Below are 16,822 nucleotides of genomic sequence, written 5' to 3' on the forward strand. Positions count from 1 at the left end.
ATCGAAGTGGGGGACCATCATGACCGCACAACCGTTGCAGGACCGCCTCGACGAACTGAGCGCCGTCAAGGAGACGGCGCGTGAGGGGGTCGACCCGGCCGCCACCGAGCGGCAGCACGCCAAGGGCAAGCTCACCGCTCACGAGCGCATCGAACTGCTGCTGGACAAGGGCTCGTTCAACGAGATCGAGCCGCTGCGCCGGCATCGCGCGACCGGCTTCGGCCTGGAGGCGAAGAAGCCGTACAGCGACGGTGTGATCACCGGCTGGGGCACGGTGCACGGCCGCACGGTCTTCGTGTACGCGCACGACTTCCGGGTCTTCGGCGGCGCACTGGGCGAGGCCCACGCGGAGAAGATCCACAAGGTGATGGACCTGGCCGAGGCCGCCGGCGCGCCACTGGTGTCACTGAACGACGGCGCCGGGGCGCGCATCCAGGAGGGAGTCACCGCGCTCGCCGGGTACGGCGGCATCTTCCAGCGCAACACCCGTTCCTCCGGCGTCATCCCGCAGATCAGCGTGATGCTCGGCCCGTGCGCGGGCGGCGCCGCCTATTCGCCCGCGCTGACCGACTTCGTGTTCATGGTCCGCGAGACCTCGCAGATGTTCATCACCGGCCCGGACGTGGTCAAGGCGGTGACCGGTGAGGAGATCACCCAGAACGGGCTCGGCGGCGCCGACGTGCACGCCACCACGTCCGGCGTCGCGCACCTCGCGTACGACGACGAGGAGAGCTGCCTGGAGGACGTGCGCTTCCTGCTCTCGCTGCTGCCGTCCAACAACCGCGAACTCGCGCCGGTCGAGCGCGGCGACGACCCCGCCGACCGCGCCACCGACGCGCTGCTGGACCTGGTACCGGTGGAGCCGGGCCAGTCGTACGACATCCGGGCGGTGATCGAGGAGGTCGTCGACAACGGCGAGCACTTCGAGATCCACCCGGCCTGGGCGACGAACATCGTCTGCACCCTGGCGCGCCTCGACGGGCACGTCGTCGGCGTCGTCGCCAACCAGCCCGCCGCCATGGCCGGCGTGCTGGACATCGAGGCCTCCGAGAAGGCCGCCCGCTTCGTGCAGCTCTGCGACGCCTTCAACATCCCGCTGGTGACGCTGGTGGACGTGCCGGGCTTCCTGCCCGGCGTCGACCAGGAGCACAACGGGATCATCCGGCGCGGCGCGAAGCTGCTGTACGCCTACTGCAACGCGACCGTGCCGCGGATCTCGCTGGTGCTGCGCAAAGCGTACGGCGGCGCGTACATCGTCATGGACTCCCGCTCGATCGGCGCCGACCTGGCACTGGCCTGGCCCACCAACGAGATCGCGGTCATGGGCGCGGAGGGCGCGGCGAACGTCATCTTCCGCCGTGAGATCAACGCCGCCGACGACCCGGACGCGGTGCGTCAGCAGCGCATCAAGGAGTACCAGTCCGAGCTGATGCACCCGTACTACGCGGCCGAGCGCGGGCTGATCGACGACGTGATCGATCCCCGTGACACGCGGACGGTCCTGATCAAGTCCCTGGCCATGCTCCGCGCCAAGCATGCCGACCTGCCCTCGCGCAAGCACGGCAACCCCCCGCAGTGACCCCTCCCCCTTCCCGCACCCGTCCCACCACACGAGGAATGCATCCATGTCGCAGCAGAACACCTTCCTGGTGACCGCTCCCACCGGCAACGTCGGACCGCACGCGGTCGCGCAGTTGCTGGAGGCCGGCGCCACCGTGCGCGCCCTGGTTCTGAAGGACGACCCGAACGTCGGCCGGCTGCCGGAGGGCACCGAGATCTTCCACGGTGACCTCACCGAACCGGACACCCTGGACGCGGCCCTCGACGGCGTCGACGGCGTGTTCCTGATGTGGCCGTTCTTCACCACCGACGTGAGCACCGCGCCGGCCGTCATCGAGAAGATCGCGGCACGTCCCCGCCGGGTGGCCTTCGTCTCCTCGGTCGGCGTGCACATCGGCCTGGAGCGCGTGGACAACAACTGCCACGCCTACATCGAGGAGTTGCTGGAGCCGACGGACGTCGACTGGACGTTCCTGCGCACCACCGGCTTCCAGGCGAACGCCCTGGGCTTCGCCGAGCAGATCCGTGCCTCGGGCGTGGTCCGCTTCCCGTACGGAGCGGCCGTGCGCACCTCGGTGCACGAGGCCGACCTCGCGGCCGTCGGGGTCACCGCGCTGCTCACCGGGGCGCACGCGCGGCAGAAGTACCTGGTCACCGGCGCCGAGGAGCTGTCCCAGCGGGAGCAGGCGCGGATCATCGGCGAGGTCATCGGCCGTGCGGTGGACTGGGAGGACGTCGAGCACGACGCGGCGCGGGCGGCGATGGTGGCCTCCGGCTGGCCGCCGGCGTACGCGGACGGTGCCCTGGACTACTTCGCGACGATCACCGAGAAGCCGGAGCTGGGTTCGACGGTGGTCCGGGACGTGACCGGCCGGCCGGCCCGGACCTTCCGCTCCTGGGCCCAGGAGCACGCCGACGCCTTCCGGTGACCGCACCGGCTCCCGGCAGCGTTCCCGCCGAAGAGCGCGGGACGCGGCACCGACGGACGAAGAAGAACGACGGAGTGTTCCATGGCATCTGAGCGCGAACCCGGGGCCGCGAAGGTGGGCTTCGTGACCTTCGGCGTCCTGCGGGTGGACGGTCCGGAGACCGCCTCGGCCCTGGTGGGGGTCCTGACCGAGGAAGTGACCCGATGGGTGCGGCACGTCAGGGGATTCGTCTCCTCGCGCGTGCACGTCAGCACCGACGGCACCACGGTGGTCAACCGGGGCGAGTGGACGGACGAGGAGGCGTATCGCACCTCGTTCCGCGAGAACCCCTCGGGCGGGGTGCTGCACGCCCTGGGCACCCGGCCCGGCGTGCTCGCGGCGACCGTCTTCAGCGGTGCCCCGGCCGCCGCCCCGCTCGAAGGGCCCGAGCCCGACGCGCAGCCCGGCGTGGTGGGTGTGGCGACCCGGCACCTGGGCGGGCCCGCGTCTGCCGACGCGGTGCTCGACCTGCTGGCGAAGAGCGGCGAGTGGAAGCGGCACCATCCCGGCTTCATCTCGGCCACGCCCTACATCGACAAGGAGGGCGTGACCTTCGTGAATTACCCGATGTGGGTGAACGAGGTCGCCTACCAGGCGTGGATGGCCGACCCCCGGATCTCCGAGGGGCAGGAGGAGTTGGCGCGCCTGGAAGTGGCCCCGCCCGAGTACGTGCTGTGCAGGGTGGCGGTCCAGGTCGACGCCGCGTGAGGGTGCGTCGCGCGGCTGCCGGGGAGTTGACGCCCGCCTCACTCCCTCCTGACACTCCGACATGAATTCACCGGCATTTGTAGAACTTCACCGAGATCTGAACCTGCGGGCCTTGAAGTTCCGCACCCGGTCGAAGAAGCTAGTTGTTAGATTCCGCTGATGTGTCTTGTCTGCTGCAAAGGGGAGTCAGTAATGGATACGTCCGTCCCGGACCAATTCATTCGTGTGGAAAAAGGCTCTCCGAACGCCGAGGAACTGGCAGCCCTCACCACGGTAGTGGTCGCCCTGGCCGCGGCGCGCGCCGGGCATGGCAGTGATATCGCGCGGGGTGAGCAGCACACCGCCGGCTGGCGCCGCCCGGAGCGGCAGTCCGGATTCCGCGGACCGCGCACATGGCGTGACAATCCCCCGGTCACCGAAGACCACTGAATTCCCGGCGTTCGGGTAATTACTCGAAATCCGGTAAACGAAGCTCCATCGCATGTGAAAGGTTCACTATGACCGAGAATCCCATCAAGCTCGCCGTCATCATCGGCAGTGTGCGCGGCGGACGCTTCGGTCCGACCGTGGCGAACTGGTTCGTGGAGCAGGCGAAGAAGCACGGCGACTTCACCGTCGACCTCATCGACCTGGCCGAGTTCCCGCTGCCCGTGCAGATGCCGGCGTTCGGCGAGGACCCCGACCCCGAGACGAACGTGATCCAGGAGCGGCTGAGCGCCCGGCTCCACGAGGCGGACGCCTTCGCCGTCGTCACGCCCGAGTACAACCACACCTTCCCGTCGTCCCTGAAGAACGCCATCGACTGGTTCTTCGACGAGTGGATGGCCAAGCCGGTCGGCCTGATCTCTTACGGCGGCATGGGCGGCGGCCTGCGCGCGTCCGAGCACCTGCGGCAGGTCTTCGCGGAGGTCCACGCCACGACCGTGCGCGACATGCTCAGCTTCCACAACGCCTGGTCGGACTTCGAGCAGGAGGGCCGGCCGGTCAGCCCGGCGGGCAGCGAGGACGCCGCCGGGAACCTGCTCAATCAGCTCGCCTGGTGGGCCGAGGGTCTGCGCGAGGCCCGCGACAAGCGCCCGTACAAGCGCTGAGGAGACCGGCTCCGCGCGGGACCGCACCGGTCCCGCGCCGACCCGCCCGGGCGTCGGCACACCGGCCGTCGCCCGGTCCTTTCTGTCCACCTGCCTCTTCTTTCCCTCCAACTCCTTCCCGCTCTCCTGCCGAGCCACTACTTCGGTGTCATTCCTGGGAGTTCTCCGTATGAAGACGAGGTTCACGTCCTTCCGTCGCGCCCGGATCGGCATAGCCCTGGGCGCGCTGCTGACGACGGCCCTGACCGTCCCCGCCGCCGCCCAGGAATCCCCGGCCGAGGCGCAGGAGCCGCGTGCCGCCGTGGCGGCCGCCGCCGAGGAGTCCGCCGGCGTCCGCACCGTGGACGTCAGCTCCACCGCGACCGCTCTGAACGCCCCGAGCACCATCCCCGGCGGAACCGTACGGTTCCGGACCACGACCACCGACACGGCGTCCGGCTGGATCGGGCTCGCGCGTCCGCGCCCCGGGGTGACCTGGGAGCAGTTCCGCACCACCCTGATGAAGATCATCAACGCCAACGGTCCGGACATCATCGAAGGCAGCGAGGAGATGCTGTCCACCGCCGACCTGCTCGGCGGCACGGTCATCTACCCGGACCAGCCGGCCGCGTTCACCCAGCGGCTGAACCCCGGCCGCTACTTCCTCTTCGACTACAAGCACATCCGTGACGCGCAGCCGCGCTACCGCACCCTCGACGTCACGGGGTGGGCCCCCGGTTCGGCGCCGGCCGCCCACGCGGCCGTGACCGCCAAGCTCGTCGACGGCGCACCGCGGTACGAGGTGACCGGCACGGTGAAGGCCGGCCGGCCGCTGGTCTTCAGGAACTCCATGCCTGTCGGCCAGCCCGCGGAGGCGATCTTCTTCCCGGTGCCGGACGGCGTGACGGAGGAGGAGCTCGTCGCCTGGTTCGACAAGTTCGGGGACAGCGGCCAGTTCCCGGAGGACCCCGGTCCGCTCGGTGAAGGCCCCGGTGGGCTGCCGATGTCCGCGGGTGTCTCCTCGGTGCTTCAGCTGCCGCTGCAGCCCGGCCGGTACGTGATCATCGACTGGCTCAGCGACGCCCAGGACGGCCGCATGCTCCTCAAGAAGGGGCACTACGAAATCATCCAGGTCGGCTGAGTACGCGGCGAAGGCCGGGCACGGGGCGCGTGGGCACACCGGCCACGCCGGGCCGGTCCGCTCGCCTCGTGCCGTACAGCCGCCGCACCACGGGAGCTCTGCCCCATGACTTCGGCGAACACGCCCGAACCGGGCTTCGTCACCTTCGGTGTGCTGCGCACCGACTCCCCGGAGGCCGCCCGCCGACTGGTCGGTCTGATCACCGGCGAGGTCGACCGGTGGGTCCGGCACACCGACGGCTTCCACTCCGCGCGGACCCACGTGAGCCTCGACGGCGCCACCGTGGTCCAGTCGGGCCGCTGGGCCGACGAGAAGCGCTACCGCGACTCCTTCCTGCGCCATCCCGAAGGCCGGGTGCTGCACACGCTCGGCGGGCGGCCCGAGGTGCGCGCCGCGAGCGGGTTCAGCGGCTTTCCCGCCGCCGGTGTGCGGGGGCCCGCGGCCGGCCGCGCGCCCGGTCTGGTGGGTTTCGCGGTCCGCCGCCTCACCGGACCGGAGTCCGCCCGCGCCGTCCTCGGCCTGCTCGCCCGCAGCGGCGAGTGGAAGAGGACGTCGCCCGGGTTCATCTCGGCGAGCCCGTACATCGGGCCGGACGGCACGACGTTCGTCAACTGCCCGATGTGGGTGGACCGCGACGCCTACGACTCCTACATGAAGCATCCGGACATCGCCGAGGGCCTGGAGGAGGTGGCCCGGCTGGAAGTGGCACCGCCCGAGTTCCTGCTCTGCACCGTGGCCGCCGACATCGGGGCGCCGGCAAGGGATCGCTGAGCCGCGACGGCGGCCGAGGGCCCAGGACAAGGGAAGACAGATGACCGAAACGACCACGCAGAGGAACCACAGCACCGGGTCCCTGAGCCGGGGCAGAACATCCCCGATCGACCAGGTCCAGTTGTTCGAGAGGAAGTACGACCCGCTGACCCGGGACATCATCGGGGCACTGCCCCTCGACCGGTCCTGGCGCTGCCTGGAGCTGGGCGCGGGCGGCGGCTCGATGGCCGGCTGGCTGGCCGGGCGGGCGGACCGGGGCAGCGTCCTGGCCGTGGACGTCGACACCTCCCACCTCACCACCGTGCACGCCGAGCCGCCGGCCAACCTCACGGTCCGGCAGACCGACATCGCCGACGCCGACTTCGCGCCCGGCTCGTTCGACCTCGTCCTCGCCAGGGCGGTGTTCGAGCACCTGGCCGAGCCCGCGGCCGTCCTGGACCGGGCGGTCCAGTGGCTGGCCCCCGGCGGCTGGCTGGTGGTGGAGGACTTCTACTACCTGCCGCCCGAGGACTCCACCAGCGAGGTCGGCCGCACGCTCATCGAGGGCTACCTCCGGCGCATGCGCGCGCAGGGGGCGGACCTGTGGTGGGGCCGCCGGCTGCCCGCCTCCCTCGCCTCGGCGGGGCTGACGTCCGTGGCGTCCCGCGTCACTCCCGCGGGCCCCGGCCAGTCCACGGCCGACGACGAGCTGATCGCCCTGCGGATGCGCCAGGAGGGGCATGTCCTCGTCGACAACGGGGTGGTCACCGCGGAACAACTCGCGGCCTTCGTCGGATCGCTCGGTGACCCCCGGGCTCGGGACACGACGACCCTGCTGTTCTCCGCCTGGGGGCAGCGCCCCACCGCCTGACCGCGGGACGGACGCCCCGCCCCCTCCTTTCCGACCGCGCATCGCCGAACCAGGAGTCGCACATGAAAGCCCCCACGAGCGCCGGCCGCGGCGCCGTACTGCCCGTCCTTCTGCTCGCCTCGACCCTCACGGTCATGGCGGGGGCCGTCATCGCGCCCGTCCTGGAGGTGATACGCGGCGATCTCGGCCTCAGCGGCACCGCGGCCGGCATGATCCTCACGGCCCACGGGCTGTCCATCGCCGTCACCAGCCCCGTCGTCGGCTGGCTGATCGACCGCTGGGGCGTGCGGGTGCCGCTGGCCACCGGACTGCTGCTGTACGGCGCGGCCGGCGGCGCGGGGGCGTTCCTCAGCTCCTACCCGGCGCTGATCGCCACCCGTATCGCCTTCGGTGTCGGCGCGGCCGCCGTCTTCGCCGGCACCACCGTGGCCCTCCTCTCGTACTACCAGGGCGCGCAGCGCGACACCGTAATGGGCTGGCGGTCCACCGCCATCAGCCTCGGCGGCGTCATCTGGCCGCTGCTGGCCGGCGCGATCGGCGGGCTGTCCTGGCACGCTCCCTTCGCCATCTACCTCATCGGCGTCCCGCTCGGCCTGCTCGCGCTGCTGGCCCTGCCCCGCACCGATCCGGCCCCGGCCATGGACGGCACCGGTGACGGCGGTGAGCGCATCCTGCCCTTGCTGATGCGCCGCCCGGCACTGCTCGGCTACTACGGCCTGCTGATCGTGGCGTCGCTCCTGCTGTACGGCCTGGCCGTGTTCAACCCGTTCCGGCTGGCCGAGATCGGCATCGAGAAGCCGTTCCTCGTGGCGCTGATCAGCACGACGGCGTCGGTGACCATGAGCCTCGTCGGCCTCTGGTACGCCAAGCTGCGCGCCGCCCTCGGCTACGGTCCGCTGCTGCGGATCACGGCCGTGTGCTGGACGCTGGCCTTCGCCCTGCTCGGCCTGACCGGTCACGCCGCGCTCGTGGTGGTCGGCAACGGGCTGTTCGGCCTGGGCATGGGCATCCTCATGCCGGCCGTGACCGTCCTGATCGGTGACACGGCGCCACCCGCACTGCGCGGCCAGGCCACCGCCCTGTCCGGTACCGCCTCTTTCGCCGGGCAGTTCTGCTCCCCGCTGATCCTCGGCCCCCTCGTCGACAGCACGTCCGTGAAGACCGGGTTCCTGGCGTGCGCCGGAGCGGCCGCCGTCCTGCTGCTGGCCCTGCTGCCGGTACGCATCACCGACCCGGCGCCCGCGCCCCAGGACCAAGGAGAGCCGGAACAGGCCGTCGCCTGAGCCCGCGCCCCAGGAGGAACCATGAAGATCCTGTTCATCCCGGGTGGCAGCCCGGCCACCGTCTTCGGCCTCGTCCCGCTCGCACAGGCCCTGCGCGGCGCGGGGCACGACGTGCTGATGGCGTCGACCGAGGACATGATGCCGGTCGTCACCGGCACCGGCGTCCCCGGCATCGCGGTCACCCCGCACGACATCTGGCACTACATCACCAAGGACCGCGAGGGGAATCTCAAGGAGATCCCCGGCGACCTGCCCCGACAGGGGCCGTTCGTCGGCCGGTGGTTCGCCCAGATGGGCGCCGACGGCCTGCCGGTGCTCCTCGACATCACCCGCGGCTGGCGGCCCGACCTCGTCGTCGGCGGATCCATGTCGTACGCCGCCCCGCTGCTCGCCGCCCACCTCGGCATCCCGTACGTACGGCAGGCCTGGGACACCGACGACTCCAACGCGCAGGACCGGGGCGCCGAGCGCGAACTCCAGCCGGAACTGCGCGCCCTCGGCCTCAGCCGGCTGCCCGAACCGGATCTGCGCATCGAGATCTGCCCGCCCAGCCTCACCCCGCCAGAGGCGCCGCCTGCCCGGCTGATGCGCTGGCTCCCCGGCAACCTCCAGCGCGGCCTGGAGCCGTGGATGTTCACCCGCGGCGACCGCCGCCGGGTGTGCGTCACCGCGGGCAGCCGGGCCACCCCGGAGCGCACGTTCGCCTTCCTGCGGGGCCTGGTCGAGAACATCGCCCCGCTCGACGCGGAGATCGTCGTCCCGGCCCCCGACGCCCTCGCCGCCGACCTGCGCGCCGAGCTCGACGGGGTACGCACCGGGTGGATCCCGCTCGACGTCCTGGCGCCGACGTGCGACCTCGTGGTCCACCACGCGGGCGGCGCCACCACCATGACCACGATGAACGCGGGCGTGCCCCACCTGATCATTCCGGAGGCCGTGGTCTTCGACGCGCCCGCACGGCGCATCGCGGACTTCGGCGCGGCCCTGGTGCTGTCGCCGGCCGAGGCCACCCCCGAGCGGGTCGCCGACGCGTGCGGACAGTTGCTGTCCGACCCGTCGTTCAAGGAACGCGCCCTGGAGCTGTCCCGGGAGATCGCCACGATGCCGCTGCCCGCGGAGATGGTGGGCCCGCTGGAGAAGCTCGCCGCGCGGGGCCGCGGCTGAGCCGAGCTCCCCCTCGCCCCCCGGGCCCTGTCCGGCCACCCGGCCGGACAGGGCCTTCTGTCTGCCCGCCCCGCCCCTCTCATCCAGGAGTCAGACGTGATCAATCTCTTCCAGCCGCAAGTGGGCAAGGAAGAACTCGACGCCGTCGCCGAGGTGTTCGACAGCCACTGGCTCGGCCACGGCCCCCGTACCAAGGCGTTCGAGGCCGACTTCGCGGCACACATCGGCGTCGACGCCGAGCTGGTCGTCTTCATCAACTCGGGCACGGCCGGCCTCTTCCTCGCCCTGGAGGCGCTGGACCTGGCCGAGGGCGACGAGGTGGTCCTGCCGTCGCTCAGCTTCGTCGCCGCGGCCAACGCCATCGGTTCCACCGGAGCCCGTCCGGTCTTCTGCGACGTCGATTCCCGCACCCTCAACCCCACCGCGGAGGACGTGGAGCGGTCGCTCACCCCGCGGACCAAGGCGGTGATCGTGCTGCACTACGGCGGTTACCCCGGCGACATCGTCCGCATCGAGCGACTGTGCCGGGAGCGGGGCATCGCGCTCGTCGAGGACGCGGCGTGCTCTCCGGCGTCGCGCGTCGACGGCCGGGCCGTCGGTTCGTTCGGGGACCTCGCGATGTGGAGCTTCGACGCCATGAAGGTCATGGTCACCGGCGACGGCGGCATGCTGTACGTGCGGGACCGGGAGCTGGCGGCGCGGGCCCGGCGCCTCGCCTACCACGGGCTGGCCCAGCCCAGTGGCTTCGGCCACGCCAAGGTCTCGCACCGCTGGTGGGAGCTGGACGTCCCGGAGATCGGCCGGCGCGTCATCGGCAACGACCTGACGGCCGCGATCGGCTCCGTGCAGCTGCGCCGGCTGCCGGAACTGGTCGCCCGCCGCAGGGAGATCGTCGAACTCTACGACCGGGAGCTGGCCGGCCTCGACGGGGTCAGGACGCCACCGCCGCTGCCCGAGGGGCACGAGTCCAGCTACTACTTCTACTGGGTCCAGATGAGCCCGGAGATCCGCGACGAGGTCGCCTCCGAGCTGTACGCGGCCGGCATCTACACCACCTTCCGCTACGCACCGCTGCACAAGGTGCCCGCGTACCGCGCCCAGGACGAGGTGCTGCCCGCGTCGGACAAGGCCTCCGGCCAGACCCTCTGCCTGCCCCTGCACCCGGGGCTCGCCGACGACGAGGTACGGACCGTGGCCGCCGCTCTGCGCGAAGCCGTCGAAGCACGTCAAAAGTAACCACCACGCGAGGAGATGTCCCCATGAAGGCTCTGGTGCTGTCGGGCGGGGCGGGAACCCGGCTCCGACCTTTCAGCTATTCCATGCCCAAGCAGCTCGTTCCCATCGCCAACAAGCCCGTCCTTGCGCACGTCCTGCAGAACATCAAGAACCTCGGTGTGCGGGAGATCGGCGTCATCGTCGGCGACTGGGCGCCCGAGATCGCCGATGTCATGGGCGACGGCGCCCGGTGCGGCACCCGGGTCACCTACATCCGCCAGGACCACCCCCGGGGCCTGGCGCACTGCGTGGAGATCGCCCGCGACTTCCTCGGCGACGACGACTTCCTGATGTACCTGGGCGACAACATGCTGCCCGACGGCATCACCTCCATCGCCGAGGAGTTCGCGGCCAACCGGCCCACCGCCCAGGTCGTCGTGCACAAGGTGCCCGACCCGCGCGCCTTCGGCGTGGTCGAGCTGGACGCCGACGGCAATGTCGAGCGTCTGGTGGAGAAGCCGCAGCAGCCGCGCAGCGACCTCGCGCTGATCGGGGTGTACTTCTTCACCCCGGCCATCCACGAGGCGGTCGCCGCGATCGAGCCGAGCGCCCGTGGCGAGCTGGAGATCACCGACGCCATCCAGTGGCTCGTCGCGAACGGAGCCGACGTCCGCGCCAGCGAGTACGCCGGCTACTGGAAGGACACCGGCAACGTGGACGACGTGCTGGAGTGCAACCGGCACCTGCTCGACCGGCTCGACGCCCACGTCGCCGGGGACGTCGACGACGCCAGCGAGGTGGACGACCAGGTCGTCATCGGGGCCGGCGCGCGCATCGTCCGCTCCCGCATCCAGGGCCCGGTCATCGTCGGCGAGAACACGGTCGTCGAGGACTGCGAGATCGGCCCGTACACCTCCATCGGCCGCGACTGCGTGCTGCGGGCCAGTGCCGTGTCCGACTCCATCGTGCTCGACCGGGCGCAGATCTCCCGCGTCCAGGGCCTGCGCAGCTCCCTCATCGGGCGGGACGCCACGGTCGGCACGGGCGACTGGGCGGCACCGCACCACCGGCTGGTCGTGGGCGACTTCACCCGGGTCGAGGTGGCGGCATGAGGCTCCTGGTGACCGGGGGCGCGGGGTTCATCGGCTCGCACTTCGTGCGCACCCTGCTGGACGGCGGCTACCCGGGTCACGAGCGGACGCGGGTCACCGTGCTGGACAAGCTCACCTACGCCGGCAACCGCGCCAACCTGCCCGCCTCCCACCCCCGGCTGGAGTTCGTGCGGGGCGACATCTGCGACCTGCCGACGCTCATGTCCCTGCTGCCGGGGCACGACGCGGTGGTGCACTTCGCCGCCGAGTCGCACGTCGACCGGTCCGTGGAGTCCGCCGCTGAGTTCGTCAGGACCAACGTCGGCGGCACGCAGACCCTGCTGGACGCCTGCCTGGCCACCGGTGTGGGACGCGTCGTCCACGTCTCCACCGACGAGGTGTACGGCTCGATCACCGAGGGGTCCTGGACCGAGGAGTGGCCGCTCGCGCCCAACTCGCCCTACGCCGCCTCCAAGGCCGCCTCCGACCTGATGGCCCGCGCCTACTGGCGCACCCACGGGCTCGACGTGTCCATCACCCGCTGCTCCAACAACTACGGCCCGTACCAGCACCCGGAGAAGCTCATCCCGCTGTTCGTGACGAACCTGCTGGAGGGCGTGCCCGTGCCGCTGTACGGGGACGGGCGCAACATCCGCGAGTGGCTCCACGTCGACGACCACTGCCGGGCCATCGCCCTCGTCCTGGACAAGGGGCGTGCGGGCCAGGTCTACAACGTCGGCGGCGGCAACGAGCAAACCAACCTCCACATCACCGAGCGGCTGCTGGACCTGTGCTTCGCCGACCGCTCCATGGTGCGCAGGGTCGCCGACCGCAAGGGCCACGACCTGCGGTACTCGCTCGACGAGACCAGGATCAGGGAGGAGCTGGGATACGCCCCGCGGATCCCCTTCGAGCAGGGCCTCGCCGACACCGTCGCCTGGTACCGCGACAACACCGACTGGTGGAAGCCCGTCAAGCATCCCGGCGACGACGCCGGAACCGGAAGCCGAGAAGGGAAGCGGTCATGAGCGACCACAAGGCCCTGGTCCTCGATGCGGCCAGGAAGTACCACGAGGACCAGCGCGACAAGGAACCCTTCGTCCCCGGGGTCACCGAGATCTGGCCCTCCGGCGCCGTGCTGGAGGAGGAGGACCGGCTGGCGCTGGTCGAGGCGGCACTGGAGATGCGGATCGCGGCCGGGCCCAGCTCCCGGCAGTTCGAGTCGCGCTTCGCCCGCCGGCTGAAGCGCCGCAAGGCGCACCTGACCAACTCGGGCTCGTCGGCGAACCTGCTGGCCATGACGGCGTTCACCTCGCACCTGCTCCAGGACCGCCGGCTGAAGGCGGGCGACGAGGTGATCACGGTGGCCGCGGGCTTTCCGACCACCGTCAACCCGATCCTCCAGAACGGGCTCGTTCCGGTCTTCGTCGACGTCGAGCTGGGCACGTACAACACCACGGCCGACCGGGTCGCGCAGGCCATCGGGCCGAAGACCCGCGCCATCATGATCGCGCACGCGCTGGGCAACCCCTTCGAGGCCGCCGAGATCGCCCAGCTCGCCGAGGAACACGACCTGTTCCTCATCGAGGACAACTGCGACGCGGTCGGCTCCACCTACGACGGACAGCTGACCGGCACCTTCGGTGACATCACCACCGTCAGCTTCTACCCCGCCCACCACCTGGCCATGGGTGAGGGCGGATGCGTGCTGACCTCGAACCTGGCGCTTGCCCGGATCGTGGAGTCCCTGCGCGACTGGGGCCGCGACTGCTGGTGCGAGCCGGGGGAGAGCAACAAGTGCCTCAAGCGGTTCGACTACCAGATGGGCACCCTCCCCGCCGGGTACGACCACAAGTACATCTTCTCCCACGTCGGTTACAACCTGAAGGCCACCGACATCCAGGCGGCTCTGGGGCTGACCCAGCTGGACAAGCTGGACCGGTTCATCGACGCCCGCAAGCGGAACTGGCGCCGGCTGCGGGACGGCCTGGACGGGCTGCCGCACCTGATCCTCCCGGAGCCGACCCGGCGCAGCGACCCGAGCTGGTTCGGTTTCGCCCTCACCGTGGACCCCGAGGCGCCGTTCCGGCGGGCCGAGTTGGTGGAGTTCCTGGAGGGCCGCAGGATCGGCACCCGCCGGCTCTTCGCCGGCAACCTCACCCGGCACCCCGCCTACATCGACCAGCCGCACCGTGTCGTCGGCGACCTCCGCAACAGCGACGTCATCACCGAGCAGACCTTCTGGGTGGGCATCTACCCCGGGCTGACCGACGAGATGACCGACTACATCGTCTCCTCCGTCAAGGAGTTCGTGGCCGGCCGCGGCTGACCCCCCGGGCGGTCTCCGTCCGCCCGACCGACCAGGAGCCCGAGCAACCAGGAGTACATCATGTCGTCCACCGTCGCCCGGCCCCCGGCCGGGCCGCGCACCCTGCGCCCCCGGTCCGACGCCTCGGTCGCCACCCGGATGGCCCGGTCGGCCGCCGAGACCACCGGCGCCCGACTGCCCACCGAGGACTTCCCCCAGTGGCTCGAAGGGCGTCGCGCGGCCCACCGCTTCCAGGTCGACCGCATACCGTTCGGCGAGCTGGCGGGCTGGTCGTTCGAGGCGGCCACCGGAAACCTCGTGCACCGCAGCGGCCGGTTCTTCACCGTCGAGGGCCTGCACGTCACCGCCGACACCGGTCCCTTCCAAGAGTGGTACCAGCCCATCATCAAGCAGCCGGAAGTCGGCATCCTCGGCATCCTCGCCAAGGAGTTCGACGGGGTGCTGCACTTCCTGATGCAGGCCAAGATGGAGCCCGGCAACCGCAATCTGCTGCAGCTCTCCCCCACCGTCCAGGCCACCCGGAGCAACTACACCAAGGTCCACCGGGGCGCGGACGTGAAGTACATCGAGTACTTCACCCGGCCGGGCCGCGGCCGGGTCCTCGCGGACGTGCTGCAGTCCGAGCACGGTTCCTGGTTCTTCCGCAAGAGCAACCGGAACATGATCGTGGAAGCCGTCGGCGAAGTGCCCCTCCACGACGACTTCTGCTGGTTGACCCTGGGCCAGATCGGCGAGCTCCTCCGCCTCGACAACGTCGTGAACATGGACTCCCGGACCGTGCTCGCCTGCGCCCCGTTCCCCGACGGGGACCACGGCGCTCTGCACGCGGACACCGATCTGCTGTCGTGGTTCACCGCCGAGCGCTCCCGGCACGACGTACGCGCCGAACGCGTCCCCCTCGACCGGCTGCCCGGCTGGAAGCGGAGCGAGTGGACGATCGACCACGAGGAGGACCGGTACTTCCGGGTCGTGGCGGTCGCCGTCCAGGCCGGCAGCCGGGAGGTCGCGGGCTGGACCCAGCCACTGTTCGAGCCACTGGGCCTGGGCGTCACGGCCTTCCTCACCCGGCGCATCGGCGGTGTGCCCCACGTCCTGGTGCACGCCCGGGTCGAGGGCGGTTTCCTCGACACCGTGGAACTCGGCCCCACCGTCCAGTACACGCCGGGCAACTACGCCCACGTGGCGGCGGAGGACCGGCCGCCCTTCCTCGACCTGGTGCTGGACGCGGACCCCTCCCGCATCCGGTACGAGGCCGTGCACTCGGAGGAGGGCGGCCGGTTCCTCAACGCCGAAAGCCGCTACCTCATCGTCGACGCCGACGAGGACCAGGCCCCGCTCGACCCGCCGCCCGGCTACCGCTGGGCGACCCCCGGCCAGCTCACGTCGCTCGTCCGGCACGGCCATTACCTCAATGTGCAGGCGCGCACGCTGCTGGCCTGCCTCAACGCGACCGGGGTGCGCATCTGATGGCACCGGTACGCATCGGGGTCCTCGGCTGCGCCGACATCGCACGGCGCCGCATGCTCCCCGCCATGGCGGCCGCGGACGGTCTGGAGGTCGCCGCGGTCGCCAGCCGGGACGCCGAGCGGGCCCGGGAGCTGGCGGAGCGTTTCGCCGCCCGTCCGGTCCACGGGTACGCCGCGCTGCTGGAGCGCGACGACGTCGACGCGGTGTACGTGCCGTTGCCGGCGGCTCTGCACGCCGAGTGGACCGAGGCCGCGCTGCGGGCGGGCAAGCACGTCCTGGCCGAGAAGCCGCTGACCACCGACCCGGACACCACGGCCCGGCTCGTCGAGCTGGCGGAGCGGTCGGGCCTGGCCCTGATGGAGAACGTCATGTTCGTCCATCACTCCCAGCACGAGGCGGTACGCACGCTGGTCGCCGAGGGGGCGGTCGGTGAACCGAGGGCCTTCCACGCCATGTTCGCGATCCCGGGGCTGCCCGACGACGACATCCGGCACCGTGCCGACCTCGGCGGCGGCGCCCTGTGGGACACCGGCGTCTACCCGGTGCGCGCGGCACTCCACTTCCTGGGCGACGGGCTCCGGGTCGTCGGTGCCACCCTGAACAGCGGTCCCGGCCGTACGGTCGACACGGCGGGGACCGCGCTGCTGACCGGCCCCGAGGGGGTCGGTGCCCAGCTCACCTTCGGCCTCGCCCACGCCTACCGTTCGACGTACGAGATCTGGGGCAGCGAGGGGCGGATCACCGTCGACCGCGCCTTCACCCCGCCCGCCGACCTCGTACCGCGCGTCCGCCTGGAGCGCCGTACCGGCGTCCAGGAGATCCCGCTGCCCGCCGACGACCAGGTGGCCCGCACGGTCGCCGCGTTCGTCGAGGCCGTACGCGCCGGGGCCGCGCCGGATCCCGTGATCCTGCGGCAGGCCGCGCTGGTGCGGGCGGTGCGCGAGCACGCCGCGGCCTGAGCGCTGCCGCCCCTCCCCCGTACGCCCCCGACGGGCGGCCGGGGCCCCATCCGCGGGTCACGTCCCGGGTCATGTCCAAGAGGAGTCAACCGAGGTGTACAGCGAGACCACTCCACCGCGTGCCGACGAGCGGGCACGGAACAAGCGGATCCGCCGGTTGGACCGGGTGATCATCAGGTTCGCGGGGGACTCGGGTGACGGGATGCAGCTCACCGGTGACCGTTTCACCTCGGAGACCGCGTCGTT

At 71.2% G+C, this 16,822-nt stretch carries 16 protein-coding genes; all 16 read left to right on the forward strand.

Annotated features, from left to right (window positions below; genetic code table 11):
• The first annotated feature begins 19 nt into the window (after positions 1–19).
• The 16 genes from ACIQ1J_RS34465 (at position 20) to ACIQ1J_RS34540 (ending at position 16,576) form a co-directional block, all read left to right on the forward strand.
• Complete coding sequence (locus ACIQ1J_RS34465) at positions 20–1,579, forward strand: acyl-CoA carboxylase subunit beta (RefSeq protein WP_403563187.1); 1,560 nt, start codon at positions 20–22, stop codon at positions 1,577–1,579.
• Between the two features lie 46 nt (positions 1,580–1,625).
• Entirely contained in the window at positions 1,626–2,489 is an 864-nt protein-coding gene (locus tag ACIQ1J_RS34470) for an NAD(P)H-binding protein (protein ID WP_403563189.1), read from the forward strand.
• An 81-nt stretch (positions 2,490–2,570) separates the two neighbouring features.
• Complete coding sequence (locus ACIQ1J_RS34475; RefSeq protein ID WP_403563191.1) at positions 2,571–3,236, forward strand: putative quinol monooxygenase; 666 nt, start codon at positions 2,571–2,573, stop codon at positions 3,234–3,236.
• Between the two features lie 192 nt (positions 3,237–3,428).
• Entirely contained in the window at positions 3,429–3,665 is a 237-nt protein-coding gene (locus ACIQ1J_RS34480; RefSeq protein WP_403563193.1) for an acyl-CoA carboxylase epsilon subunit, read from the forward strand.
• A gap of 68 nt (positions 3,666–3,733) precedes the next feature.
• Entirely contained in the window at positions 3,734–4,327 is a 594-nt protein-coding gene (locus ACIQ1J_RS34485; protein WP_403563195.1) for an NADPH-dependent FMN reductase, read from the forward strand.
• Between the two features lie 169 nt (positions 4,328–4,496).
• Positions 4,497–5,447, forward strand: coding sequence for a hypothetical protein (locus tag ACIQ1J_RS34490; protein ID WP_403563197.1), 951 nt, complete (start codon positions 4,497–4,499; stop codon positions 5,445–5,447).
• 105 nt (positions 5,448–5,552) lie between these two features.
• Positions 5,553–6,218: a hypothetical protein gene (locus ACIQ1J_RS34495; protein WP_403563199.1), complete on the forward strand. Its 666-nt coding sequence runs from the start codon at positions 5,553–5,555 to the stop codon at positions 6,216–6,218.
• 40 nt (positions 6,219–6,258) lie between these two features.
• Entirely contained in the window at positions 6,259–7,068 is an 810-nt protein-coding gene (locus ACIQ1J_RS34500) for a class I SAM-dependent methyltransferase (protein WP_403563201.1), read from the forward strand.
• 62 nt (positions 7,069–7,130) lie between these two features.
• Positions 7,131–8,351 (forward strand): MFS transporter, encoded by a 1,221-nt coding sequence (locus ACIQ1J_RS34505; protein WP_403563203.1) that lies wholly within the window; start codon positions 7,131–7,133, stop codon positions 8,349–8,351.
• Between the two features lie 21 nt (positions 8,352–8,372).
• The gene (locus ACIQ1J_RS34510) at positions 8,373–9,515 is read left to right on the forward strand and encodes a nucleotide disphospho-sugar-binding domain-containing protein (RefSeq protein WP_403563205.1); all 1,143 of its coding nucleotides are present in this window, start codon (positions 8,373–8,375) and stop codon (positions 9,513–9,515) included.
• Between the two features lie 96 nt (positions 9,516–9,611).
• Positions 9,612–10,751, forward strand: a complete 1,140-nt coding sequence (locus ACIQ1J_RS34515; protein WP_403563207.1) for a DegT/DnrJ/EryC1/StrS family aminotransferase — start codon at positions 9,612–9,614, stop codon at positions 10,749–10,751.
• A 23-nt stretch (positions 10,752–10,774) separates the two neighbouring features.
• The gene (locus ACIQ1J_RS34520) at positions 10,775–11,842 is read left to right on the forward strand and encodes a glucose-1-phosphate thymidylyltransferase (protein ID WP_403563209.1); all 1,068 of its coding nucleotides are present in this window, start codon (positions 10,775–10,777) and stop codon (positions 11,840–11,842) included.
• The gene (rfbB, locus tag ACIQ1J_RS34525; protein ID WP_403563211.1) at positions 11,839–12,849 is read left to right on the forward strand and encodes a dTDP-glucose 4,6-dehydratase; all 1,011 of its coding nucleotides are present in this window, start codon (positions 11,839–11,841) and stop codon (positions 12,847–12,849) included. Before ACIQ1J_RS34520 ends, rfbB begins: the two co-directional genes overlap by 4 nt.
• Positions 12,846–14,150 (forward strand): lipopolysaccharide biosynthesis protein RfbH, encoded by a 1,305-nt coding sequence (rfbH, locus tag ACIQ1J_RS34530; protein WP_403563213.1) that lies wholly within the window; start codon positions 12,846–12,848, stop codon positions 14,148–14,150. Before rfbB ends, rfbH begins: the two co-directional genes overlap by 4 nt.
• A 60-nt stretch (positions 14,151–14,210) precedes the next feature.
• Positions 14,211–15,617, forward strand: a complete 1,407-nt coding sequence (locus ACIQ1J_RS34535) for an NDP-hexose 2,3-dehydratase family protein (RefSeq protein ID WP_403563215.1) — start codon at positions 14,211–14,213, stop codon at positions 15,615–15,617.
• Positions 15,617–16,576 (forward strand): Gfo/Idh/MocA family protein, encoded by a 960-nt coding sequence (locus ACIQ1J_RS34540; protein ID WP_403563217.1) that lies wholly within the window; start codon positions 15,617–15,619, stop codon positions 16,574–16,576. Before ACIQ1J_RS34535 ends, ACIQ1J_RS34540 begins: the two co-directional genes overlap by 1 nt.
• Positions 16,577–16,822 lie beyond the last annotated feature (246 nt).

Source organism: Streptomyces sp. NPDC097107 (assembly GCF_044762405.1).
In the GTDB taxonomy this organism is placed as follows: Bacteria; Actinomycetota; Actinomycetes; order Streptomycetales; family Streptomycetaceae; genus Streptomyces; species Streptomyces thinghirensis.